At 46.0% G+C, this 25,510-nt stretch carries 22 protein-coding genes; 6 read left to right on the forward strand and 16 right to left on the reverse strand.

Going from position 1 to position 25,510, the window contains the following annotated elements:
• Positions 1-109 precede the first annotated feature (109 nt).
• Together recU and BUC05_RS03815 are read left to right on the forward strand one after the other, a co-directional pair.
• Positions 110-733: a Holliday junction resolvase RecU gene (gene recU / locus BUC05_RS03810; protein ID WP_011246897.1), complete on the forward strand. Its 624-nt coding sequence runs from the start codon at positions 110-112 to the stop codon at positions 731-733.
• A 3-nt stretch (positions 734-736) separates the two neighbouring features.
• Positions 737-3,544, forward strand: coding sequence for a penicillin-binding protein 1A (locus BUC05_RS03815; protein WP_073304105.1), 2,808 nt, complete (start codon positions 737-739; stop codon positions 3,542-3,544).
• 193 nt (positions 3,545-3,737) lie between these two features.
• Here BUC05_RS03815 and BUC05_RS03820 read toward each other — a convergent pair whose 3' ends face one another.
• The 6 genes from BUC05_RS03820 to BUC05_RS03845 all read right to left on the reverse strand — a co-directional run bounded on the left by BUC05_RS03820 (position 3,738) and on the right by BUC05_RS03845 (position 10,931).
• The gene (locus BUC05_RS03820) at positions 3,738-7,316 is read right to left on the reverse strand and encodes a dynamin family protein (protein WP_244153285.1); all 3,579 of its coding nucleotides are present in this window, start codon (positions 7,314-7,316) and stop codon (positions 3,738-3,740) included.
• Between the two features lie 66 nt (positions 7,317-7,382).
• The gene (nth, locus tag BUC05_RS03825) at positions 7,383-8,042 is read right to left on the reverse strand and encodes an endonuclease III (RefSeq protein WP_011246900.1); all 660 of its coding nucleotides are present in this window, start codon (positions 8,040-8,042) and stop codon (positions 7,383-7,385) included.
• Between the two features lie 11 nt (positions 8,043-8,053).
• The gene (locus tag BUC05_RS03830) at positions 8,054-8,755 is read right to left on the reverse strand and encodes a DnaD domain-containing protein (RefSeq protein WP_011246901.1); all 702 of its coding nucleotides are present in this window, start codon (positions 8,753-8,755) and stop codon (positions 8,054-8,056) included.
• Between the two features lie 100 nt (positions 8,756-8,855).
• Positions 8,856-10,148: an asparagine--tRNA ligase gene (gene asnS, locus BUC05_RS03835; RefSeq protein WP_011246902.1), complete on the reverse strand. Its 1,293-nt coding sequence runs from the start codon at positions 10,146-10,148 to the stop codon at positions 8,856-8,858.
• A 101-nt stretch (positions 10,149-10,249) separates the two neighbouring features.
• A complete protein-coding gene (locus BUC05_RS03840; protein WP_073304110.1) occupies positions 10,250-10,741 on the reverse strand; it encodes a cell wall elongation regulator TseB-like domain-containing protein in 492 nt (163 codons plus the stop codon).
• Positions 10,742-10,751: 10 nt separating this feature from the next.
• Positions 10,752-10,931, reverse strand: a complete 180-nt coding sequence (locus tag BUC05_RS03845) for a YpmA family protein (protein WP_011246904.1) — start codon at positions 10,929-10,931, stop codon at positions 10,752-10,754.
• Positions 10,932-11,056: 125 nt separating this feature from the next.
• Between BUC05_RS03845 and BUC05_RS03850 the strand changes: the two genes are divergently transcribed.
• The gene (locus BUC05_RS03850) at positions 11,057-11,236 is read left to right on the forward strand and encodes a hypothetical protein (RefSeq protein WP_035201187.1); all 180 of its coding nucleotides are present in this window, start codon (positions 11,057-11,059) and stop codon (positions 11,234-11,236) included.
• Between the two features lie 61 nt (positions 11,237-11,297).
• Here BUC05_RS03850 and BUC05_RS03855 read toward each other — a convergent pair whose 3' ends face one another.
• The 10 genes from BUC05_RS03855 to bshB1 all read right to left on the reverse strand — a co-directional run bounded on the left by BUC05_RS03855 (position 11,298) and on the right by bshB1 (position 22,683).
• Positions 11,298-12,602 (reverse strand): amidohydrolase family protein, encoded by a 1,305-nt coding sequence (locus BUC05_RS03855; RefSeq protein WP_035201189.1) that lies wholly within the window; start codon positions 12,600-12,602, stop codon positions 11,298-11,300.
• Entirely contained in the window at positions 12,599-15,427 is a 2,829-nt protein-coding gene (gene dinG / locus BUC05_RS03860) for an ATP-dependent DNA helicase DinG (protein ID WP_011246906.1), read from the reverse strand. Before dinG ends, BUC05_RS03855 begins: the two co-directional genes overlap by 4 nt.
• A gap of 23 nt (positions 15,428-15,450) precedes the next feature.
• Positions 15,451-16,383, reverse strand: coding sequence for a tetratricopeptide repeat protein (locus tag BUC05_RS03865; protein WP_011246907.1), 933 nt, complete (start codon positions 16,381-16,383; stop codon positions 15,451-15,453).
• A gap of 73 nt (positions 16,384-16,456) precedes the next feature.
• Positions 16,457-16,840, reverse strand: coding sequence for an aspartate 1-decarboxylase (gene panD, locus BUC05_RS03870; protein ID WP_011246908.1), 384 nt, complete (start codon positions 16,838-16,840; stop codon positions 16,457-16,459).
• Positions 16,791-17,699, reverse strand: a complete 909-nt coding sequence (gene panC / locus BUC05_RS03875; protein ID WP_011246909.1) for a pantoate--beta-alanine ligase — start codon at positions 17,697-17,699, stop codon at positions 16,791-16,793. The genes panD and panC overlap by 50 nt, the downstream gene beginning before the upstream one ends.
• The gene (panB, locus tag BUC05_RS03880) at positions 17,696-18,535 is read right to left on the reverse strand and encodes a 3-methyl-2-oxobutanoate hydroxymethyltransferase (RefSeq protein ID WP_011246910.1); all 840 of its coding nucleotides are present in this window, start codon (positions 18,533-18,535) and stop codon (positions 17,696-17,698) included. Before panB ends, panC begins: the two co-directional genes overlap by 4 nt.
• A 213-nt stretch (positions 18,536-18,748) precedes the next feature.
• Entirely contained in the window at positions 18,749-19,714 is a 966-nt protein-coding gene (locus BUC05_RS03885; RefSeq protein WP_063608393.1) for a biotin--[acetyl-CoA-carboxylase] ligase, read from the reverse strand.
• Positions 19,711-20,841 carry a CCA tRNA nucleotidyltransferase gene (locus BUC05_RS03890; RefSeq protein WP_073304112.1) on the reverse strand — a complete coding sequence of 377 codons (1,131 nt, stop codon included), beginning with the start codon at positions 20,839-20,841 and terminating at the stop codon, positions 19,711-19,713. Before BUC05_RS03890 ends, BUC05_RS03885 begins: the two co-directional genes overlap by 4 nt.
• Complete coding sequence (bshA, locus tag BUC05_RS03895; protein WP_073304114.1) at positions 20,838-21,980, reverse strand: N-acetyl-alpha-D-glucosaminyl L-malate synthase BshA; 1,143 nt, start codon at positions 21,978-21,980, stop codon at positions 20,838-20,840. Before bshA ends, BUC05_RS03890 begins: the two co-directional genes overlap by 4 nt.
• 1 nt (position 21,981) lies before the next feature.
• Positions 21,982-22,683: a bacillithiol biosynthesis deacetylase BshB1 gene (bshB1, locus tag BUC05_RS03900; protein WP_011246914.1), complete on the reverse strand. Its 702-nt coding sequence runs from the start codon at positions 22,681-22,683 to the stop codon at positions 21,982-21,984.
• A 234-nt stretch (positions 22,684-22,917) separates the two neighbouring features.
• Between bshB1 and BUC05_RS03905 the strand changes: the two genes are divergently transcribed.
• The 3 genes from BUC05_RS03905 (at position 22,918) to BUC05_RS03915 (ending at position 25,451) form a co-directional block, all read left to right on the forward strand.
• Complete coding sequence (locus BUC05_RS03905; protein ID WP_035201668.1) at positions 22,918-23,220, forward strand: phage holin family protein; 303 nt, start codon at positions 22,918-22,920, stop codon at positions 23,218-23,220.
• Between the two features lie 265 nt (positions 23,221-23,485).
• Complete coding sequence (locus BUC05_RS03910; protein WP_073304116.1) at positions 23,486-24,286, forward strand: nucleotidyltransferase domain-containing protein; 801 nt, start codon at positions 23,486-23,488, stop codon at positions 24,284-24,286.
• A gap of 310 nt (positions 24,287-24,596) precedes the next feature.
• Positions 24,597-25,451, forward strand: a complete 855-nt coding sequence (locus BUC05_RS03915) for a manganese catalase family protein (RefSeq protein ID WP_011246917.1) — start codon at positions 24,597-24,599, stop codon at positions 25,449-25,451.
• Positions 25,452-25,510 lie beyond the last annotated feature (59 nt).

A 25,510-nucleotide genomic window follows, 5' to 3' on the forward strand; every position in this document is an offset into this window, starting at 1 on the left:
CCGCTACTCGGACGACAAATATGCTAAAATGAAAGAATGACTATGCTTTGTTACCTTTCCGCATATAGACAAAAAACATACAAAAGCCATTTGGAAAGGATGTGGGCAAATGCCAATTCGTTACCCGAATGGACAGCCCTACTCACGCAGCCCTAAACAAGGGCAAGCAAAAAAGCCACTACCAGCCGATACATATAGCGGTCGCGGCATGACACTCGAGCAGGACATTGACGAGGCAAATTTATATTATTTGAGCCAACAACGGGCAGTCGTCCATAAAAAACCGACACCGGTACAAATTGTCAAAGTTGATTACCCAAAACGAAGTGCAGCTGTCATCCGTGAGGCTTATTTTAAGCAAGCTTCAACGACAGATTATAATGGCGTTTACCGAGGCGCCTATATCGATTTCGAAGCAAAAGAAACAAAAAACAAAACGTCGTTCCCGCTGAAAAACATTCATCCCCACCAAGTTGATCACATGCGGGAAGTCAGCAAACACGGCGGCATTTGTTTTGTGCTCATTCGCTTTTTTCAATCGGCAGAAGTTTTTTTACTTGATGCCAAACATTTAATTGATTATTATGACAATCAGGACGTACGGAAGTCGATTAAAAAAACAGAGATTGAACGACTTGGACACCAAGTAAAAACGGGCCTGCATCCGCCCATTGATTATTTGCGGACGCTTGACGCCGTTTACTTTAATGGGGATGCAAAGGAGAGGACGTAAGACATGTCAGATGAGTATAAATCAAGGCAGGAGCGCAAAAAAGCCCAAAATCGCAGCAAAAATGGCACAACGCCAAAAAATGGTGGGAAGAAACGAAGCGTATGGAAAAAAATCTTTACCACGATGGCGATTTTAATTGGCTTAGCAATTATTGGCGGCGGGATTACCGTTGCCTCTATTGTAGCTGGGGCACCTGATATTGACGAAGAGCGCTTGACGCTGCCACAATCATTGCAGATTTTTGATATGAATGATGAGCAAGTTTATACGCTAGCCTCTGGGGAAAAGCGGATAAATGCCAATATTGACGAAATGCCTGACCATTTAAAAAATGCCTTTATTGCTGTAGAAGACCACCGCTTCTATGACCATTTTGGAGTCGACTTGAGGCGCCTCGGCGGGGCCGTTGTGGCCAATTTCCGCGAAGGTTTTGGCGCTGAAGGCGCATCAACGATTACCCAGCAACTAGTTAAAAATTTATTTTTGTCTAATGAAAAAGCATTAACGAGAAAAATCCAAGAACAGTATTTGGCCATTCAGCTGGAGCGCCGTTATACGAAAGATGAAATCTTGGAAATGTACTTAAACCAAATCAACCTTGGGCCATCGGCTGGTTACGGCGTACAATTAGCAGCAGAAAAATATTTCAACAAAGAAGACTTAAACGATTTGACCGTTGCCGATGCAGCCGTGCTTGCAGCCATTCCCCAGCGGCCGAGCTACTTTGATCCACACCGAAATCCGGAGAACAATGAAAAGCGGCGCAATGTCGTCATTGATCGGATGGAACGGGAAGGTTTTATTACAGCTGAAGAAGCTGAAGAAGCACGCAATACACCGATTGAAGAGCAACTGGATTATGTAGAAAGCGAAAACAGCGACTATTTAACGTTTTACGATGAAGTATTAACCGAACTGGAAGAAATGAGCGACTTGTCGACAAATGACATTTACAATTCAGGCTTAAAAGTTTACACAACACTTGATATGGATGCGCAAGAACATGTCGACCATGTCATGAAATCGGGAGAATATGCCGATCTCGTCTTCCCAGAAAGCGAAGATTTCCGTGCTGGCGTTACGCTGCTTGAAACGCAAACAGGTGCGATTCGCGCAATGGGAAATGGCATTGACGAAAACGATCCCCGTGTCGAAAACTATGCGACCATCCGTAGACAGCAAGGGTCGGCGATGAAACCGCTGCTCTCTTACGCACCTGGTATTAACGATCAACAATGGTCAACAGCTAAAATCTTTGTTGATGAAGAGTACACTTATCAATCTGATGCCAGCAAAGAGATTCGCAACTATGACCGGACGTATAAAGGGCCGATGACGATGCGGCAAGCATTGGCAGAATCACGAAATGTCCCTGCTGTAAAAGCCATCAATGAAGAAGGCGTCGACAATGCCTTTGCCTTCCTTGATAAAATGTTTGTCGTAAATGAAAATGACCGTTATGAATCAGCGGCACTCGGTGGTGCTGAAGTTTCTACAAAAGAAATGGCCGGCGCGTATGCCGCTTTTGGAAACAACGGCGAATACCATGAACCATATACAATTCGCAAAATCGTGTTTCCAGACGGCCGGGAACTCAATACAGAGCCTGAACCAACGCAAGTGATGGAAGACTATACTGGCTACATGATTACTGATATGTTAAAAACGGTCGTCACTGCCGGAACAGGCAAAGAAGCCCAAATTCCTGGCGTGCCAATCGCCGGAAAAACAGGAACAACGAACTATGTACCTGAAACGATGCAGAAGTACAACATCCCTTCTGGGGGATTCCCGGCTTCTTCCTTTACAGGCTATAGCACCAACTATACTGCCTCTGTGTGGATTGGATTTTCGCAAAATGGAGAAGGCAACTACTTGACGAGCGCCCATAGCAAAACGGCGCAAAGAATGTTTAAACACATTATGACGGAAGTCCATCAAGGCATCGATACGCCTGATTTTGTGAAGCCCGATTCGGTTGTAGAGATGCGTGTCGAACGCAGCACCGGCAAGCTGCCTAGTGCAGGGACGCCAAGCAGTGAAATTGTCACAGAGCTATTTGTCAAAGGCACTGGTCCTACAGAAGTATCGCAGGAATTTGCTAGTATTTCTGACCCAACCAACGTCAGCTACTCGTATGACGAAGAATCGAACAGTGTGACATTCTCTTGGTCTTATCCTGCCGATGAAGTTGATGACGTCAAGTTCTCCACTTCTGTCAGCAGCGGTTCCCTTAATGTAGATGAAGGCAGCATGGAAGCTGTCTTAACGGGAGTCACACCAGGTGAATCTTATACCTTTACAGTCCGAGCCCAGGCAACGGACGGAACAGGTCTACGAAGTGCGGCTGTTTCAGTAACAGCAACAATTCCAGGTGGGACCGAAGAAGAGGAAGAGGAAGAAGAACCAGAAGAAGAGGAAGAGCCAGAAGAAGAGGAAGAAGAGCCAAACGATGGCGAGGAAACACCGCCTGATGAAGATGAAGGCAACGATGATGAAAACAACAATGGCGAGAACGATGGTTCAGACTCTGATTCAGACACAGGTTCAGATACAGACCCTGCGGATGGCGGCAATGACCACGATGATGGCAACGGAGACGGAACAGACAATGGCGGTAATGACGGTTCTAACCCTGGTTCCGATAATGGAAACAATGATAATGGGAACAGCGGGGGGAACGGCAATGACAATACGAATGGCGGCGGGAACGGCAACAATAATAACGGAAACGAAACGCCGCCTAATGAGCCAGACAATTCATCCGATGGAAGTTCATCGACTCAAAGCGACAGCAGTTCTGAGGAATAACAAAAGGCGCAGCTTATAGCTGCGCCTTCAGACTGTAGCCAAACGCTCGCATACATCGTCGTTTGTCTCGGTCATATGCTCATGAACCCACGTTCTATTCGCATCTTCCCTCGCCTGCACTCCTCGTCTGACAAGCGCTTTCTATCAGTCTGAGGGGCGGTTATCGACTTTGTCGACAACCAAAAGGCGCAGCTTATAGCTGCGCCTTTTGGTTTGCTGTCTCTTGTTCAAGCCAGTTTTGTAATGCGGTGCTTTCTTGTTCCATTTGCTGGGCAAACTCCCGGCTACTAACGGTTTCAAGCCGCTGCAACTGTAATGCAATGGCGCTTTCCATCCGATCTTTCTCTGCCATAAAGGCCGTCTGTACCGCTTGGATGACTGCTTCCTTGCAACGCACTTCCTCATCGCGTACATAAGCAACAGCTGAAGCAGCTAGTTCTGCTGCCGCTTGTTCTTTTACATGGTCCAGTTCTCCGCCTTCAAACAGCGATTTAAGCGATTGAAAGTTCTTTGCATATCGCTCAGTATCAAATCGAATATCAGGAGGTTCCACTTGAAAAGCAAACGGAATTGTTTCTTGCTCTTCCAAATAAAATGCTTCATAAGCTTGCTGAATCGCTTGCTCCCACTCTTTTAACCAACGCCTATAATGGCGTTTAAATGATAGCGTCAAACGAACGGCAGTGGCCCTCGCTTCTTGGGCAAGAAATGAACTGCTGTCTTCTCCCCACTCGCGCAACGCTTTTGCTAGTGATTCACGCTGTGCTTTTTTTGTCGTTCCCTGTACAGTCGCGACATTTACATGTTCGCCAAACCCATCACGTAACATGTATTGCATTCGTTCGCGCAAATAAAGAAACAATTCGCTAGCTTCTTGCTGGAGCCGCTGTTTAAGTGGTTCCCCTGCTTCCCGGCAAAACGCATCGTACATTTGCGCAAGCGATTCGCTTATTTCGTCTTTATGTTGTTTTTGGCTCCCTGCCCCCGCTTTTGCATAAGTAGCCATTTGTTGTAAGTAGCGGTTATATGCTGCGACTTCTTCATAAAGAATGTCTACATTCAGCTGTTTAAACGTTTGCAGCATTCCTCCGTACAATTCATTTTCAAATGCAGCAAACAATCCAGTTACAGGCTTGCCTGCTCGCTTTTCGGCCAAGGCAATTTTGCTCGATATTGGGTACAAAGCAGCGTTTTCTACCCCCGCGCTTTGCAACGAACGTAACACATATGCCTCAACCCCTTTTTGCTCGCTTTGGTTAGCGGCTAAATCAACCGCATTTAAAACGAAGTAAAGCTTGTTGCTTGTGAATTGTTTATTAATTTTACCAAGTTGTTCAATAAAGCGGGCATCGGTTTTAGAAAACGAATGGTTGTAGTACGTTACATAAAAAATTGCATCCGAACGCCTTACTTGTTCGTAAGCAACATTTGTATGACGGCCATGAATGGAATTGACGCCAGGTGTGTCAACGAGCGTCAGTCCTTGCGTTGTCAACAGGCAATCGTAGTAAATGCACACATCGGCAATTAAACAAGCATGGGCTTCGTTGGCAACAAGTTCACTAAGTTCTGTTAATGGAACAGTGGTTGTTGTCGATAACAACATTTCTCTTTGCTTCAAGCTAGCGGCAAGCGTCTGTAAATAGGCACGCGCTTGCTTTTTGGCAGCTGTTTCAGTTTTGACACCTGCCAGCTTAAAGGATGTTAATGTTTCTGGTGTAAGAGTGAGCGACAATAGTTTGCCGATCGAGGCAATTTCTTGTTCGAGCTCTTGATAGCCTTTATACCGAATTTGGACAGTGCCATGGCTAAATGAATCGGTTGCTTGCTGCACACGGGTGACCGTCGCCGTTGTTGGATGTGGGGATGTTGGCAAGACATCCGCGCCAAGCAGAGCGTTGGCAAAACTTGATTTGCCAGCGCTAAAAGCACCAAACAAAGAAATGGTAAACTGCTGTTCTTCCATTTGCTTGAGGCGACGTTCAAGGCGCTCTCGCCACTCGCTGCCCCATATGTTCGCTTGATATTGACGGAGCAGCGTACGCAAAGCGCTTTTGTTTGCTTCATGCCTAAAACGCAGCCGCTCTGTTGGCTTCTCTTGCTCCTCTGCAGCGAAAAGCGCCTCGTCTGAAAAGACGATGTCTTTTACCCAATTCGTCTGTTGCTGCTCGTCTTCTGGCAGCTGCTGTTTTCGCGCTTCCTGCAACGCCTGTTCAAATGCACCGTTGTCGCTCACTCTTTTCGCAGCACTTTCAAGGCTTTCCACTTGATTCGCATAGGCTTGGTTGAGTTGTACCCATTTTTCGACAAGTGGTTTTAAGCGTTGATGCTGTTCAAGTTCAGCCTTTCCTTTTTCCAACGCCGCTTGATCTGCTGTTCGCAAGCCAGCTTGTGCTTTTTCTAAAGCAGCATTAGCCCGTTTTTTTACCTCACGGATAATCTCGTCTGTGCGTTCTTTCGCAAATTGGTAGGCGTACTCTCTCCCGACGGTTTCCGTCGGTGCGTGCTTGCTTACAAACGACTCATCAATGTGGAAAGCGGTGCGCTCAACCGCTTCAAGAAATGCTTCTTTATTTGCTAAACGGTCTATTGGAATCGTTTGCAAAGAACGTTTGACATGAAAAACAAGCTGCGACTGGATTTGATCGTCTAACGCTCGTGTTAACTGTTTAAGGAGCCGCATCCGCTCTTCTTCGGTTTTCTTTTTAGAAAAAAACCAACCGACACGGAAGTTTGGCTGAAGGGTTTCCAGCCATTGTTGCGTTTGTTCCATAAGCGCAGCATTAAACAATGTCGCTTGTCGGAAAAGCGATTGCCACTCACCCTGGAATTGACTCTGCCTGTTTTGATGCGCATCCTTTAAGCGCTCAAGGCGCTCGTACTCTTCTTGGTAAGAAAGCAGCGTTTCGAAAGAGGCACCTTGGGCAGCTGCCTGTTCATCAAGGAGATGAACCGCTTCGTCTTTTTCTTCCTGGAGACGCCGCTGCACAGATTTATAAAAACTGTGTTTCAACCGGTTTTTGCTTGCTTCAGCTAAGCGGTTGCCGGCTAAAAGCAATGCTTTCATTTCCTGTTTAAACCGGACTAGTTCGTTTTCAGGGATACCTGTTTTTTTCATGCTCGTATAATAAATCGTTACATACCGGATGCCCCATTCTTTAAGCGTGCTTTCAATACTTTCCCTGTATGCAGCAAACGAAAGTTCTCCTTCTTCATGTTTATCAATTTGGTTAATCACTAAAAACAGAGGCTTTCCTTCTGTGCTAAGTTGTTTTAAAAAATAGAGGTTCGTTTCCGCTTTTACATGGTTATAATCCATAACAAATACAATTGCATCGGTTGTATAAAGGGCATCTAATGTCACACGTTGATGAGTAGGATCCGTCGAGTCGACGCCAGGTGTATCCATAAGTTCGCTGCCATGTTTTAAAAAAGGAATGGGGGCATAAATGCGCAGCCGTTTGATTTTAGTGCCGTCCATGCCTGAACGTTTGACAGCATCCCAATCAATTGCCCCTTGCCAGTTTTCCTCTTCGCCACTTGCTTTCTCTAATACAACACGAATGTCGCCTTGGCCAATGATTACTTGGTTTGCGCTTGTCGGAATCGGGCTCGTTGGCAACAGAGGCGCACCGAGAAGCTCATTCAGAAGCGTCGATTTCCCGGCGGAAAAATGGCCGCTAAAAGCGAGGCGAAACGATTGCTTTGTCTCAATCGCCTGCCAATTTTGCTTTTCTTTTTCTGTCCACTCTACAGTCGTCGTTCCAGTCATTCCGCTCACTTCTGTCTTCCTTTCTATTTTCTCTATCGTATTTGCAAATTTAGCGCATCCGTCTGTTCATGCTTCAACCATGCTTTTTTTCATGCGCTTTTTTCCTTCCCTACACATGTCTAACAGAGGACATGTCGGGCATTTCGGCGCTTGCGCTTTGCAATGGTAACGGCCAAAAAAAATCAGTCGATGGTGGGCATCGGACCAATCTTCTTTTTTAATTTTTTTCATTAGCGTCTCTTCAACTTGGCGGACATTGTCTTTCCAACGACAAATGCCAAGGCGTTTTGAGACTCGCTCTACATGGGTGTCAACGGCAATGGCTGGCTCGCCAAAAGCGACACTTGTCACGACATTTGCTGTTTTTCTACCGACGCCAGCAAGGGACTCAAGCTGTTCCCTCTCTCTAGGCACTTGTCCATCAAAATGCTCAAGCAGTGACTGAGACAACTTTTTAATGTTTTTTGCCTTGTTTCGATAGAGGCCAATGGAACGGATATCTTCTTGTAGTTCTTCTAAAGGGACTTGCACGTAGTCTTCTGGCGTTTTATATTTGGCAAACAACTTCGGTGTTACTTTGTTGACGAGTGCATCAGTACACTGAGCAGAAAGGACAACTGCAATTAACAACTCAAACGGATTGGAATGGGTTAGCTCGCATTCAGCTTCTGGAAAAAGCTCTCCCATTTGATCAATTGCATATTGTGTATCTTTTTTTGACAACATCGCGAAACTCCTTATAAATTTTCGAGCCAATGAAAACCAGGAATGTCTTGCGTATTGGCCGTTTCTCTTCGTGGTTTAGACGTGCTTTTTTTACGGAACCGCTCGCTATGGGCTTTGGCCTCTTCTACCGTCTTAATGCTATTGCGCTTCCATTCAAACAGAATTCGGTCAATATAACGGAAATTGAGCTTTCCAGAAACAACGGCTTCTCGCAAAGCGGCGCTAATTAATTCAGCCGAGTGCTTGTCTTCGTCGAGCCACATGGACAATGTTTCAGCCTCGATTGGGGAAAGCGGCCTGGCGAATTCCTGTTCAAACTGTTGATACAGCTCCCCTTCTTGCTTTTTTTGCGTTTTTGTCTGCACGTCTCTGCCTTTTTGTTCGAGCAAACGGATCAACGCGGCCCACAATGGTTCAAGCGTATAGTTCTCATAAAAAACCCCTGTATCATCAAGGCGATTCTCAATGGCAAGCAGCTTTTTTTTCACGAGTGCACCGATTAATTTGGCGCAATCATCGAGGTTGATTGACATGCGTTCGCTTAATAACTGTGGAGTTGGAAACGCATCGCCTCCATCTAAAAACGACTGAATGTGCAAAATAGCAACGAATTCATACTCGTCTAGTTGTAGATCGGTATAATGTTCTAGTAGCAGCGAAGGGATCGATAAATGCTTTTGCTGCGCCCATTTTAAAAATACGTGCTGATTCATTCAAACCACCTCTTGAAGCTATAGTATACCATGGGCTAAGGGACGGTTGGGAAAAAACAAAAGGCCGGCTTGAAAAATTCCAAGGCCAGCCTCGTTCTGTTTATGGGTACAGGCGGTTCAATAACCGTGGAAACGGAATCGTCTCCCTGACATGTTCCGTACCGGACAGCCACGCTACCGTACGTTCGAGCCCTAAGCCAAAGCCTGAATGGGGAACAGACCCGTATTTACGCAAATCCAAATACCATCCATACGCATCTAACGGCAAATTGTGCTTTTCCAGTTCTTGTTTAAGCAAATCGTAATCATGAATCCGTTCAGACCCGCCAATGATTTCTCCATATCCTTCTGGAGCAATTAAGTCTGCACAAAGGACAACATCGTCACGATCAGGGGCAGGCTGCATGTAAAACGGCTTTAATGACCTTGGGTAACGTGTAATAAACACCGGTTTGTCGAAATGCTCAGCAATCGCTGTTTCATGCGGAGAGCCAAAATCATCGCCCCATGAAATGTCATCAAACCCTTTTTCTTTGAGCAAATCAAGCGCTTCATCATAGGTGATCCGCGGAAACGGTGCTTTGATTGCTTCCAGTTTCGTTACATCCCGGCCAAGTTGCTTCAATTCCAGTTGACAATGGTCAAGAACAGCTTTGGCCAAGTGGGCCACATACTGCTCTTGAATCTCTAAGCTTTCCTCGTGTTCCACAAATGCCATTTCCGGTTCAATCATCCAGAACTCAATTAAATGGCGTCGTGTTTTTGATTTTTCAGCGCGGAATGTCGGGCCAAATGTAAAAACGCGCCCTAACGCCATCGCTCCTGCTTCAGCGTAAAGTTGGCCGCTTTGGGACAAGTACGCATCTTCATCAAAATACTTTGTATGGAAAAGCTCTGATGTCCCTTCAGGCGAGCTGCCTGTTAAAATCGGCGAATCCAACTTTGTAAAGCCACGCTCACTGAAAAAGTCATACGTCGAACGAATGATTTGACTGCGGATTTTCATAATTGCATGTTGCCGTTTTGAACGTAGCCATAAATGGCGGTGATCCATTAAAAACTCGGTTCCATGTTGTTTTGGTGTGATCGGGTAGTCAGTCGCTTGGTGAATGAGTTCGATCTGTTCTACCGAAAGCTCATAGCCTGACGGCGAGCGTTCATCTTCACGAACGGTGCCTGTAACATAAAGAGAGCTTTCTTGCGTGATCGATTTCGCTAACGCAAATACATCCTCAGGCACTTCCGCTTTGACGACGACTCCTTGAATGAAGCCTGTCCCGTCTCGCAGTTGCAAAAATGCGATTTTTCCACTTGACCGTTTGTTAGCAATCCATGCGCCGATCGTTACTTGTTCATTGACATAACGTCCCACTTGGGCGATTGTTGTTTTCACTCGTGACTCCTCCTGCCAAACGACATTTTCCGTTCTCTAAAAAAGACTTCATTATTATACCTTCATCTGTTTTTCGCCGTCAATTGGCGAATGAATTAGCATTAATTCGTGCGAATACTAAAGCTTTTCATATATTCGCCTGTTTCAAAAGCGGTGTAATAAAATAATTTCCCTTGCGTATCCGATGTATACGTAAATTCATAAACCGCTTGGCCGTTTTCATACCCAAGGCGCACGGAATCAAAAGCGGTAACGCCTAATTCTTGGGCAACGGTTTCTTTCATTTCCTCTATAGGCACACCTGCATGTTGAGGGAGCACAAGCGTTGACTCCCGTTTTTCGGGATCGTCGTTTACCCACGCAAACAGGACTTCTCCCTCATCGCTCGTGCCAGATACGATCCAATAGCTTTCTTCTCCATGGTAAAAAGACACGTCGTCCACTTCGGCCATCATCCCTTGCTCCGTCACAAAAGCAGTTGCTTCTTTTGCTCCCTCGGTTAATGGACTACGAATCGCCGTATACAGGTAAATCCCAAGCCCAATTACAATAAGTAAAACAACAGAAAAAATGATGCTTAGCTTTTTTTTCATTCGCTTCCACTCACACTTCATAAATCGTCATTGTTATTTTTGAATGATCCTTTTCATCAAGCGCGTAGCCAAATGTCAAACCCTTGTCTTTTAAGGTTCGATTTAGTTGGTCCACTACTTTATAAAAATCATCTGTTTTCTCCACTGTCACAGTCGACAGCACTTTCATTTTCATATCTGAACGCTCCAAAACGATACGCCCCTTCCTTCGTTTATACACGCCAATATCTACACTCACCCACAATCATTGCTAAACATAGCCCCGACCCTTCGTGCCATACTAAGGATACGCCAGTTGAAGGGGGGCGTTTTTAAATGAATCAATATGGCTTAGCCGAGTGGTTTCAGCAGAACAAAGACAAAGCTGCTTTGCTTTGTCGGGCCAATGAGTCCATTGAAGACGTCTGGCCGTTCACACTAAAACAAACCGCATTTCCGGCGATGTTTGTCGCAACCTCTGCTCAAGGAGCAGACACGCAGGCTGAAACTGACTAAAAACCTTCTACCCACACCTCAAAACGCTGCGGACGCCGCAGCGTTTTTTAACTGCGCGTGTTCATTGTTGCAAGCGGCGAAGCTGTTCGTTCGCTTCCTTTAAAATTCGTTCTTTGTCTAGCGTAAGCAACTGCTTGTCTTTCATTAACGGCGCCCCTTGGACATACACGTCCGTTACATCAGACCCTTTCGCGGCAAAGACAAGATGTGAAACAGCCTGGCTGCTTGGGTGCAAGTGGGCTTGTTCAGGGTTAAGCATAATAAAATCAGCTTGCTGACCTACTTCGATCGTCCCTAGATTGGCAAAGCGCAATGCTTTCGCACCGTTGGACGTAGCCATATTCAATCCTTCCCATGTCGTGACAATGTCAGCTTGTTCATTAATGCCCCGCTGCAGCAACACGGCTGTGCGCATTTCTTCAAATAAGTCGAGAGCGTTATTGGAAGCAACCGAATCCGTGCCAAGGGAAACAACGATGCCGTGTTTTTGCATACTTGCTACTTGGGCAATGCCAGAGCCAAGTTTCAAATTGCTTTTCGGATTGTGGGAAACAGCTGCTTGATGAGCGCCCAACAGTTCATAATGCTGCTCATGCATATGGACGCCATGGGCAAACAGCCATTCTGTCCCGCTAAGTAGATCTCTTTCTTGCAAAAGCTCAACTGGATGCATGCCATATTCATCCATATAATCGTGGATTTCTTTTCTTGTTTCAGCAAGATGCATATGGACAGGCAAACCTTCTTGGCGAGCAGCTTCCACAATGCGCTCGATGTAATCAGGCGGGCATGTATACGGGGCGTGAGGGGCGAGCATCGTTTGAATTCGCCCATTTGCCTGTTTATGCCATCTTCTTGCAAACCCAAGAGATTCTGCTAATTTTTCTTCCTGTTCTTCTTTTGAACAGAGGCCGATCACAGACCGCATCAATGTTGCCCGCATGCCTGCTTCTTCAACCGCCGCAGCGAAATCGTCCAGATGCAAATGGTACATTTCTAAAAACGTCGTTGTTCCAGATTCAATCATCTCCACCATACTTAAAAGGCGGGCTGCTTCTACTGCTTTTTGGTCAAGTTTTTGTTCCAGTGGCCAAATGTGTTCTGCAAGCCACTTAGACAGAGGCAAGTCATCGCTAACGCCACGGAACAAAGACATTCCTGTATGGCCGTGCGTGTTGATTAGCCCTGGCATGAGCCACTTTTTATCAGCATTGACTACATTCGCTCCTTTTGCAGCCTCTTCTGCCGGCTCCCCGTGCTCAATCGCCGTAAATACGCCGTCTTCAATGATGACATAGCCATGCTCGTGTATCGTCCTTGCTTCATTCATCGTTATTACTTTTGCATTTTTGATGATCGTCTTCACGACTGTTCCTCCCTAAAGTCAAGGTGGTCTTCAAGCAACCTTTCCAGCTTCCCTTCGTATACTGGTACATCCGGCAGCGAATCGATGAATGTCCGACCATAACGGGTTGTTACAATCCGCCGGTCAAAAACAAAGATGAGCCCTCTGTCTCCTTTCGTACGAATTAACCGCCCAAATCCTTGTTTAAAACGAATGACTGCTTGAGGGAGAGCCAAATCAGTAAAAGGGTTTTTCCCCTCTGCTTTTGCTCGCTCCATTTGTGCCCGGTTTAATGGCAAATTCGGCGGTGCAAATGGAAGCCTGACAATAATGAGGCACTCCAACTCGTTGCCTGGGAGGTCGATTCCTTCCCAAAAGCTATTTGTGCCAAACAGCACCGCCCTTTGCTCAGCTTGTTTGAATAACTTTAACAGCCTCATCCGCGAACCGCTGGTCACTCCTTGGCCAATTAACGCCAATTTGCCTTCGTCGTTTAAGTCCTTTACATAATAAAATACCTTTTTGAGCATATCATAAGAAGTAAAGAGGACAAGCGCTTTTCGTTGCATCACTTCCGTAATTCGCCATATTTTAATGGCGATGTCCTGTGCAAACAGCTCATCATCTGGGCCACGGACATCGGGAATATCATAAGGAATAAGCAATTTTGCTTGCTGCGCATAAGAAAAAGGAGACTCAATTTGTTTCGTTTTCACACCAAAATCAACTAAGCCTAGCCTGTCAATTTGGTAATCAAATGATTGGTTGACTGTCAAAGTCGCCGATGTCAGAACGACGCTTTTCTTTTTGGCAAAAAATTGGTCAGCCAGCCTTTCTGAGACTTCAATCGGCTTTGCATACAAATAAGTAGCATTTTTTGCCCCTTTTGGCTCCACTTCAATCCAGTAAACATAATTGTCGTCGTATTCAAGGAGGAGCTCATACAGCAATTGTACCGTTTCCTCAAAAGCAGCAATTGCCCCTTGTGTATCAGCTAGAAGAGAACGGCTTTCGTATTCCGCTTCCACTTTTTCCTCGACTACTTGATAAGCCGCCTTTAAAGCCGCCAGCACTTGCTCGCCGTGAAGCTGCAAGCGCATCGCGCACTCAAGAATCGCTTGCCAAAGCATGCCTTCTTCTGAAAAGCTTTTATATACATAACTAATACGCCCTACATCTGTCGCATTGCTTTCTTGTGCGTCTAAAGCAAACACGTGGATCATTCGGAACAGTTCATCGGTGTCTTCTCGAAAGCGAACAAGCCCTTCTTTTGCGTCGTCAAGCGCTAGCGGCTGCTTCATTTGTTCCCCGAGCGTTTCTAAACGCGCGATGGCACCGTATTCGTGATGGTCATCACCGATGCGTTGAATGGCAAAACTAACCGATAAAAAACTAGCCGTTAGCCCAAAGTAAGCGCTCGCCGCCTCTTGGAAATGATGGGCTTCATCAATGACCGCGTGGCTATAGGAGGGCAAAACCGAATGAGTTTGCACAACGTCTGTTAACAGCAATGCATGGTTCGTAATAATTAAATCTGCTTTTTTCGCTTGCCGGCGAGAGCGATGGTAAAAACACCGGGAAAACCACGGATTGTACTTGCCTAAATCAGACTCGGGGTCGCTTTGGACCATTGGCCAAAAGCTGCGCCCTCCTGTTGTCAAATTTAACTCTTCCACATCGCCATAATCTGTTTCAAGCAGCCAAACAAGCAATTGGGCTTTCGTTAAACAAACGTCATAAGAGTCGTTTTCTAGCTGTTGCAACGCCTGTTCAAATTTGCGTAAATCGAGATAATGGCTCCTTCCTTTGAGGACAGCCGTACGTAGTGGAAAAGGAACAATGGAAGCAAGCAAGCGCAAATCTCGTTGCAATAGTTGCTCTTGCAACGGAATCGTATAGGTCGACAGCACCACTGGCTTTTTCTTGGAGTAAGCAAAGTAAGCGCTCGGTACTAAATACGCCAACGTTTTCCCAGTGCCGGTACCGGCTTCAATAAGCGCATGAGCGTGTTCTTCAAACGCAGCGTAAACTTCTTTCATCATCTGCTTTTGCCCTGGACGATCTTCAAATGAGTCAAAGACACGGGCGATGGCGCCACTACTAGAAAAAAGCTCGTCCTCTACTTCAACAAACGGTTTATGGTCGGATGACTCGCTGCTTTCGCTCTCCTCTGCCACGCGTTTAAGCGCCAGTTGCCGAAACAAGTCATATTCTCTTTCGTCTTCGTCTACTTTCATCCATTTTTTTTGAATCAACGGCCGCGTTAATACGTCCCAGTCGCTTTTCAATCCCTTTGCGACTTGCTCTAATGATTGCAATGTCACAAGCGGCAGCCGTTCTAGTTTATGTAAGAGTTTAATAAACAGTTCTGCTGTTATTTCTGCGTCGCTATCAGCGCGATGGGGTCGATCGTGGTCCATATCAAGGCTGCTTGATAGCTCTGACAATTTGTAGCTTTCCTGCGTCGGCAACAATACCCTTGAAAGTTCAACGGTATCAAATTGGCAACATTTTGGAAGCCTTAATCCTTCTGTTTCCAATTGCGCTTCTAAAAAGCCTTTATCAAAAGGCACGTTATGGGCAACTAAACTGGAGCCTTCCATAAAGGCAAGCAAATCGGTTGCAATTTCTCGAAAAACAGGCGCCCCCTCCACATCTTTATCCGTGATGCCTGTTAATTCTGTAATAAAAGGCGGAATGCTGCAACCAGGATCCACAAATGTTGAGAACCGATCCGTAATCGTGCAACCTTCCACCTTAACCGCTCCAATTTGTATCATTTTTGCGCCTTGATCTGGCGAGTTTCCGGTTGTTTCCAAATCAATGACAACAAACGATTGAGACACGTTTACACCTCTATTCGGAAGCCTTACCCTCCTTGGGCAGCCTGCAACATGCACCATGATTCATACGCTTGCTGGCTTGTCTTGCCAAGCTCGAACAATAAATCAACAGCACGGCTATCTCCTGACAATGCTTGGTTCCAGGCAAAGCCATGAAGCAACTCCGGCGTTTTCCCGTTAATAAACATTAACTGTTCGTAACTGTAGCATGCCAATTCATGTTCGCCATACCATTCAGTTAGCTTTGCCAGCGCCAAAAGCGCTTCGCTCGAATCAACGTTCTCTGCGCAATCAAGCCATACGCCACGCGCTTCCTCAACCATTCCACCTTTATAAAGCGAAAGACCAAGCAACATCAAAGCATCGGCATCGTCGCGTACTTGCGTATAAGAGTGAAAATAAGCTGCAGCACTATCGTAAGCTTCCAACCAATAATAACATATGCCTAAATTATACACGACATCAGGGTTGTCTGTTAATGAATTTGCTTTTTCTAAAAACAATATCGCTTCTTCTGCTCGGCGGGCAACCATTTCGATGATGCCAATGCCTAGGTAAGCAAAGTGGGTGACGAGCGGATCAAAAGATACTTGCAATACATATAAAAAGCCGCTTCTCGCTTCTTCAAATTTCTCCGTGTATAAGAAAGCATAGGCAATATACAACAGACGAATATTTTCTCTTTCCCCTTCAGCCTCTTCGTTTTTCAAACAACAAAGCGCTTCCTCAAACTGATGGGCATCGAACAGAATCGTCCCTTTTGATTCGTACACAAACATTGGAGCCGTTTCTTTTAACCGCTGCCGCAATTGGTGCAACGCCTCATCCATCGCCCCCCAAACATCCAGTACTTGCTGCGTCATCTGTTCAAGCACGATCACATCATCCATGCTTTTGCTAGTCGGCGACTGCCAAATATTTTGGTAAAGTGCTTGCCACTCGTTAATCCATGAATGCAAAAAAATCCCTCCCCCTATTGGCAAAATGCCTTGTTTCATTCAGTGTGTATCACCAGGGGAGGGAATATGCGTGCTAACGGACGGTAGAAGCTGGCTCTGTGCCTAACATTTCCACAATTCGGTTGTTCTCATCCAAAATCGCCACTTTCGGCTGATGGGCTAGGGCTTCTGCGTTTTCCATCATCGCATAAGACAAAATGATGACGACGTCTCCAGGTTGGACTTTTCGCGCGGCGGCACCATTTAAACAGATGCCCCCTTCTCCTCTTGGCCCTTTAATGACATACGTTTCAAACCGTTCACCATTGTTGTTGTTCACAATTTGTACTTTTTCATTTTCAAGCAAATCAACTGCATCCATGAGGTCTTCATCTATGGTGATGCTGCCCACATAGTTTAAATTTGATTCAGTCACCCGTGCACGATGCAATTTTGCTTTCATCATTGTCCGATACATCGTTCAACCCTCCGTTGCGATTGTTCATGTCAATTAAGATGTGGTCAATTAAACGTGCTTTCGAAAATTGGTAAGCGAGAGCCAAAATGACAATGCCGTCGCTTTGCTCAACTTTTTTAAGAGATGGATACTCATACGCTTCGACATAGTCTATGCAGCCTAGAGGCAATGCAGCAAGATGTTGCCGTACTTGTTGGACAAGGTCGCTTAGTTGGCTTGTCGGCGACTTTGCTGCATCACGTAGGGCAGCATATAACTTCGGTGCGACTTGGCGTTCTGCTGGCGTCAAATTGGCGTTGCGGGAGCTCTTCGCCAAGCCGTCGTCTTCGCGAACAGTCGGACAAGCCACAATCGTTACAGGAAGGAAGAACTCCTTAACAAGTTGTTTAATAATGGCGACTTGCTGCGCGTCTTTTTCACCAAAAAAGGCAAAATCAGGCTGAACAAGCATAAACAATTTCAACACAACGGTAGCTACTCCATCAAAATGGCCAGGGCGGCTTTTGCCGCATAACACGTTGGCACCTTGTTTCACATGAACCGTTTGCGTATACCCATCGGGGTATATTTCTTCATCCGTTGGGCAAAACAGCACATCGCACCCTGCCTCTTCTGCTAACACGCGGTCTTTTTCCAATTGTCTTGGGTATTCATGATAGTCCTCATGAGGGCCAAATTGCAGGGGGTTCACATAAATGCTGACAACGACCAAGTCGCATGTTTGCGCACAGGCACGCACCAACGACTGGTGACCGCCATGCAATGCACCCATCGTTGGCACAAAGCCAATCGTTTTCCCTTGTTCACGTGCGTCCTGCAACTGTTCTTGCAACTGGCTTGTTGTTTGCACTTCGATCATTTTTTGTCGCCCCCATACACAGCCAACCAGCCTGTGTCGTTCGTTGTATACGTATGGGCTTCTTCAGGAAATGCCCGTTGTTTTACATCGGTGACATAAGAAGCGAGCCCTTCCTCAATGATTGGCGATACAGCCGTATATTGTTTGACAAATTTCGCCACTCGTTCCGACTCGTAGCCAATCACGTCGTGATAAACAAGGACTTGGCCATCTGTCTCTGCTCCAGCGCCAATGCCAATAATCGGCACGTTGATTTCTTTAGCCAACAGGGCACCAAGCTGCTTTGGCACACACTCAACGACAATGGCAAACGCGCCTGCTTGTTCCAATGCCTGTGCGTCAGCAAGCAATTGTTCGCCTTCTTCTTGCGCCTTTCCTTGCACGCGATAGCCGCCTAAAACACCGACTGATTGTGGCGTCAAGCCGATATGTCCAACGACAGGCACACCCGCTGCCGTTAGACGTTGCACAGTGCTGGCAATGTCTGTGCCTCCTTCCAGCTTTACCGCATCGGCTCCTGCCTCTTGCAACAGCCTGCGCACATGGCCAGCCGTTTCAGAAAAGGAGCTATGGTACGTTAAAAACGGCATATCCGTGACAACAAATGTGTTCGGCGCCCCACGTTTGACTGCTTTCGTATGCAACACCATATCATCAACGCTTACAGGAACCGTGGAGTCGTAACCAAGCACTACCATTCCGAGGGAATCTCCGACAAGGATCATGTCTACGCCAGCTCGTTCTGCCAAGCGGGCAGAAGGAGCATCATAAGCCGTAAGCATCGCAATCGGCTCACCATCTCGCTTCATTTGTTTAAACGTTTTTGTTGTTTTCACATCGGTCCTCCTGTTTCATGTGTTCAAATTTTGAACTGCATGAAACGGCAAAACTCCTTGCGCCTAGTGCAAGGAGCCGAAGGCAACGTGAAGCTATGTCCCGGTCTCCGAAAGATCCAGGCAAGCTTTCGTTACGTTACAATCCCATACCTCTTTTGGGTGCCGTTCTAGCAGATACAGCCCTTGCGCACCTAGTATAGCACACGTTTGCCATCAGTTGTCGAGTTCAATGTCTGCAGAATAAATCAAGTGTTCTTGCCCGTCCTCGTCTTGAATGCGCAAGCGTCCGTCATCGGTAATGCCTAATGAATAGCCTTGTACAATCCGAGAAGGCGTTCGAGCAGACAGTTTCGTATGGAGGCTGACTGAGCGTGCTTCCCAGAGCGGGCGAATCGCAGCAAATCCGTTTTTTATATATTCATCGTACAGCCATTCAAATTCATTCATCACAGCGGCTACTAGCTTTGCCCTTTGAACCGGATTGCCTGTTTCTAGCTTAATCGACGTGGCGATTCCGGCTAAAGTTTCTGCGAAATCATTGCTCTCCTGATTGCAATTGATGCCGATACCGACAATGCAATAGTTCACTCGGTCAGGATCAGCAGCCATTTCCGTCAAAATGCCTACTAATTTTTTGCCGCCATACAAAATATCATTTGGCCACTTGATGTCACAAACTAACCCACTTACTGCCTCAATTGCCCTTGTGACGGCTACAGCAGCCAAAAGCGTTAACTGCGGCGCTTGGCTAACGCTAATGTCTGGCCGTAAAAGCAAGCTCATCGACAGGCTTGTCCCCTTCGTAGATTGCCATTGGCGTCCAAGCCTGCCCCTTGCCCCTTGTTGTTCATTGGCGACAATAAGCGTTCCTTCTCGGGCTTCGCGGGCTGCCTCTTCATGGGCAAGAGGTTGAGTAGAGGCGACCGAATCATAACTGTGGATGTTTCGCCCAAGCGTTTTTGTTTGTAAATGTGCTTCGATATCATGCGCAAGCAAAGTGTCTGGAGAAGAGAGCAATCGATAGCCCTTCTTCGGTGCTGATTCAAGTTCGTAGCCTTGTTCTCGCAGCGCAGACAGCTGCTTCCACACGGCTGTACGGGAAACGCCGAGCTTACGGCTCATTTCCTCGCCAGAAATGTAAGCACCTGACTGAAGCAGCGCCAATAACTGTCCTTTCATTTTCCATCCTCCCTCATCGTTAAAAATGCCAAAATCGCCGCCTTTTCATTTGGGCACTTTTTTGTCACAACGGCCTTTTCTGCTGCTTGTAGCGCCTCCTTCATCCACGGGCCTGGCGCAGCTTTTGCATGAAGCAAGTCACGGCCTGTAATCGCCAAATCGCTTTTTGCTTTTATCGGTAAGGCAGACCACTGTTCAGCCAATTCTTCTTTCTGAATGCTCGGCAATTGGCGCCCAGCACGAATCTCTTCGATTTGCATAGCGATCGCCAGACCGGAAATGTACAGCTGCCAGTCGCTCCAGCGCTGTTGTGTTTGGCGATATTCAAACGCCTTTAGTCCTGCTGCCACTAGCTGTTTTCGCTTTTTCGGCAATGGCAAAGCCGCAATGCTGCTTGGTCCGCCTGTGCAAATCGCAAATTCAAGCCAGGCTCTGTCGCCACTGTCCCACTGTTGTTTTGGCAGTCGCATCAGTTCAGCTAATTGGCTGTCAGTAATTTGAATGCCTGGAAGGCTGTGAATGGCGCCTGTCTCCTGTAAAAACGCAAACGCCGCCTCTGTCTCCATTCCTTTTAACAGTTTTTCCAGTTCAACGACGACCCGTTCACGAGCGCAACGTTGCAAAGCTGCTTTTTGTACAGTTGTTTCCTTTACCAATTGCCGATCAGCCTCAAAGCCTAATGAACTAATAAACCGCGCCGCCCGCAACATTCGCAAAGGGTCTTCGCTTAAACGCTTTTGAGCATCATATGAACGTAATAGGCGTTTTTGTAAATCCTGTCTGCCTCCATAAGGGTCAATGACCTCTCTCGTTTCCGTCATTGCTAGTGCGTTAATCGTAAAATCGCGTTTTTGCAAATCTTCGGCAAGTGTCTCGCCTTTATATGTCGTTATTTCGATTGGGCCTTTTTCTCCGGGAATAAGCACCGTCTTGTGTTCCTGGTTAATGTGCACGCCTTTAGTAAAGATGTCGGCAACTTGATGAGGGGATGCTTGCGTCGCAATGTCAACGTCGTCGACATCCTTGCCAAGCAAATAGTCGCGAACAGCTCCGCCGACAATGTAGGCTTCGAAACCGGCGGCGTTTAATGTGCGAACGGCTTTAAATCCTTCCATCCAAATGCTCATAACGGCTCCTCTTTAAGCATGGCTTCATATAAATGCTCATATTGACTAACGATGTGCTGCGAATCAAACGATTGCTTTACTCGATTAAGTGCCGCTCGTTTAAAGGCTTGGCGCTTTTGATCATCTGCCAATAAGGAAATCGCTTTTGCAGCTGCCTCCTCAATGTTCCCAAGGGAGCATAAATAACCAGTTCCTTCATCTTCAACAACTTCCGGGATGCCGCCAATGTTTGTTGCGATCACTGGCACACCGCATGCCATCGCTTCAAGCGCCACTAAACCAAAACTTTCTTTTTCGCTTAACAACAACATTAAATCGCTCATAGACAACAATTCCGCCACATGCTTTTGGTTGCCTAGCATGAGGACATCGTTTGTCAAGTCGTTTTCTTCCACAAACTGCCTTGCAATCGGCAATTCTGGCCCATTGCCGATTAAAAGCAACTTCGCATCTCTGCTTTTAACAATGAGTTGAAATGTTTTCAACACGTCCATAATCCGTTTCACTGGTCTGAAATTCGAAATATGGATGATGATATCATCCGTTTCCGAAAGGCCGTAACACGCCCGCAATTGTTCCACTTGTTTTGGGTAATACACTTGTTCGTCAATAAAGTTATAAACGGTCTGAATCGGCTTATCAGTACGTACTAACTCGTTTGTTTGCCGGGCCAGATCATAGGACACAGCTGTGACAATGTCTGACTGTTCAATCCCATAGCGAATAAGCGGTCGCAAAGACGGCTCAAATCCAAGTACGGTAATATCTGTACCGTGGAGCGTCGTCATGATCTTTATGTCTTTACCACTCATCTCCCGTGCAAGAATCGCACAAATCGCATGGGGTACAGCATAATGGACATGGAGCAAATCAAGATCATGAGTTAAGATCACTTCAGCAATCTTGCTGGCCGCACTCAAGTCATGGGGCGGATGTTTAAATACAGCGTATTGGTTGACTTCAACTTGATGAAAAAAAATGTTTGGGTAAACTTTATCATCAAGGCGGAAGGGGATTTCCGTCGTAATAAAATGGACTTCATGCCCCCGAGAGGCCAGTTGTTTTCCCAGTTCTGTCGCCACCACGCCTGATCCTCCGACTGTTGGGTAACAGCTAATGCCAATTCGCAATTTTTCCACGTCAGCGCCCGCACCCTTCTAATAAATTTGCCATCACAAGTGGCTTCTCGGCAACAAACCCTTCAGCTAATGCCACCCCTACTTCTTTGCCAAACAAACGATCTCTCGCAATCACCGCTTCAATATAACCATCAGTTAATGGCGTCTGCACTCCGCCTTGTGCAACAAATTGGCTTTTGTATGCTTGAAGTGCCGCCACTTTAGCTGAGTGGTTATCTGTTACATCAACAACAAAGTCAGGCTTGGCAAAGCCATTAATAAAATAGCTGTACGCTGCTTTTACTTTATGGGGTTCACCATTGCCGTAACGGCGAATGCCCGCATTAAAAATGGCTTCTTTGATTAGAGCCCCACACTGACCGTGATCGGGATGGCGGTCAGCTGCCGGCATAAAGACGAGCGTTGGCCTTGTCAAGCGGATAATGTCAACCACTTCCTCCAGTTTTTCCTCGCCTATGTACGTTAGTCCCCTATCAGGCAATTCCAATTGATAACGTGCGCGCACTCCTAATTGTTCTGCAGCTGCTTTTGCTTCCTGCTGCCGGCTCGCTATATCGCCATTCGACGACAACTCAGCAAGCGTTAAAGTAAGAAAAGCGACGTTGTACCCTTTTTGTATGTAAGTTGCAACCGTTCCCCCCATGCCGATTTCAATATCGTCTGGGTGGGCGCCGCAAGCTAAAATATCAACCGTTTCTGCCATTCTCCCTTATCCCTTCTTTCCATCTCGCTAACACTATACCATATTACCAAAACAGACAAAAAACAGCGCGCTTTTCGCGTTGCCTACATACGAACTTATGGCTGCTTTATTTGCTAAAAAGGAGTGCTCTAAAGCATGTTCGCCCAGTAAGAATCGCATAAAATGAGACAATTGCCGCACACTAAAATGATTCGTTCATCGTCTACACATGTAAAAAAGAAAGGCGGCATCCTTTTGGACTTTCCAATTATCCATACAAACATATGGGACGGAGTCATTGCCATACCAGGCATTGTCCTATTTATCCAAATAATAAAGTTTATGACGCCAATCAAACACCGCTATTTGCCAACGCTTGCCACAATAGCCGGCTTATTGCTTTCCATATTTGTCAGCCATCGCCACAGCTTGTCAGCGGGCCTATTTATGGGTTTCCTATACGGCAATGGGGCAGTAGGATTATACGCATCCTTCAAAACGGCTTGGCTTGCCTTTCGAAAAGACAACAACCGTCCAGACGAATACCATCCATACTAGTTCTCATCTTTTTAGTAAACCTGCGCCCAGCTGTAGCAGCTCCTTTTCTAATAGGATATGACCTTCACACAAGTGGACTGACCAACTATTTCCTCTCAGCTAACCGATCCTCCTGCGGCTTGTTCCACATTCGATTGCGTTTTTTGATACGCCCAGGCTGTATGAGCGATGCAGCCTTTGGGAGAAGGCCGTTAGCGTTTTATGATAAAAATAAAAGCAACCAGTAATCGTTTTTGGTATAGTAAAGGGAAAAGGAGGACATAAAATGACGTATTTGCAAGCAGGGTATGGACTCGACGACAATGGCTATATTTCAAGTGATGTCTCCATACATAAAATTCCCGAAGTATACGAGCCATGCATTCAACACTCTGTAGAACAAATATCTCGCTTATTTCCAAATCAATTACACAGTGTCTATGTTTATGGCAGCGTCGCAAGAGGAGATGCGATCGCGATTAAGTCAGACCTAGATCTTTTAGCTGTGTTCAATAGTAGACTAAATGCTAGTGAGAAAATGAAAGTAAAAAAACTCTCAACGACACTGTCTGAAACATACCGCTATTTAATCCGCGATATTGGTATAGCAGTTGCAGATCTCGATCACGTGATGAACCCAATCAATTATTACGAACAGGCTTTTCTAAAAGAACTCTGTGTTTGTATTTACGGAACCGATCTTCGAGACTGCTTCGGCCCCTACAAACTTACTGCAGAGATCGCCATAAGCTTTAATGGTGACATTGGTGATGTTTACGACCGAACCATTGACCGGTTACAGTCAGCCCCCACAGAAGAATTTGAAAAACTTTCGAAAAATTTCGCCCGCAAGCTTATTCGCACATACTATTCAATGGTGATGGCCCGCTCTCAAGTTTGGACGACAAAACTTGATGAACAGTCCGATGTTTTTATTCAATATTATCAGGATAAAGAACCTATCGTCCGCATGCTGCAGAAATGGATCGAAGAGGCGCCAACAAGCCGTGAACATGTCCTTAAACTGTTTATGAGCGAAGGCACATGGCTCGCTGCACATTTCGAACGTGAAGCACGAATGACTTAATGTTTCTTATCTTACGGATGATTTCTCCTCATATAGGAAATGGTTTTGATGTTGTTGTATCATCTCTACCTTCACTTTCCGCAAAATCAGCAACAACAGACGGGCGTTTTTCTCTCTCCTAAGACGTCCGTGTTCCTTTTTCATTTCCACTCTCATGTTTTTCAAGAACAATTGCCTCCTCTAAGACAATATTCCCTGGACAACTTCAGCATTTAAGCGTAAAAAACGGTTGTAGATTTAGTGTATATTTGGAAATCATTTGTTCAAACTAAAAAAGCAGTTAACGATGATCCGATAAGGAGGAATACCTTTGTATTATTACAAAGAAGAATTAATTAACATCATTAAGCCTGATAAACCGGATCCAGCGGCAGCTAAAGTCCTTCAAGAAATCCTCGGAGGGCATTATGGAGAAATGCGCACGATGATGCAATATTTCTTCCAAGGGTCCAATTTCAGAGGGAAGGATAAACAATATCGTGATTTGTTGCGAGGCGTTTTCCTAGAAGAAATTGCCCATGTAGAGCTCGTCCAAACGACCATTAATGCATTGCTTGACGAATCAGGGGAAGCAGGAGTAGGAAATCAAGCCCCCAATCATGCTCCTCTCGATACGGCCTTACAAGATGCCAATCCCCACCACTATATTATAGGTGCCCAAGCTTCTCTTCCTTTTGACGCATCCGGGAACCCATGGAATGGCTCGTGGGTGTACAGCCATGGAAACTTAGCAGCGGATATGCTCAATAACGTTGTATTGGAATCCACAGGCGTGCTCCAAAAAACTCGCATTTATGAAATGAGTTCCAATGCAACCTTTAGAGAAACACTTGGATTTCTAATTGTTCGGGATAATGCCCATCAAAATGCATTTGCGAAAGCACTTGAAACACTTGGCGTAGAATGGGGCAAATTATTCCCTATCCCAAATTACGACATTAATAAATATCCAGAATGCCGAAAATTTGTTGATATGGGCTACCATAACATCCAGTTCAATTTCAGATTAGACGAAACCCGAATTGGAGAAATTCTTCAAGGGAAGTCCCCGAGCAGAAACGAAGGCGCATTTTCAGTCACTCCTCCTCCAGAAGGTTTCCCTGTTCCACAATTTCCTGAAATGCCGAATGAACACAGCCCTGGAATTAGTGATTTAAATAACTAACTTTCACCCATTCCACGGTTTTGTTTGCATGAACGTTTACAGTCACTCCTGAAAAAAGG

It is taken from the genome of Shouchella rhizosphaerae, from assembly GCF_900142675.1.
Lineage (GTDB): Bacteria > Bacillota > Bacilli > Bacillales > Bacillaceae_D > Shouchella > Shouchella rhizosphaerae.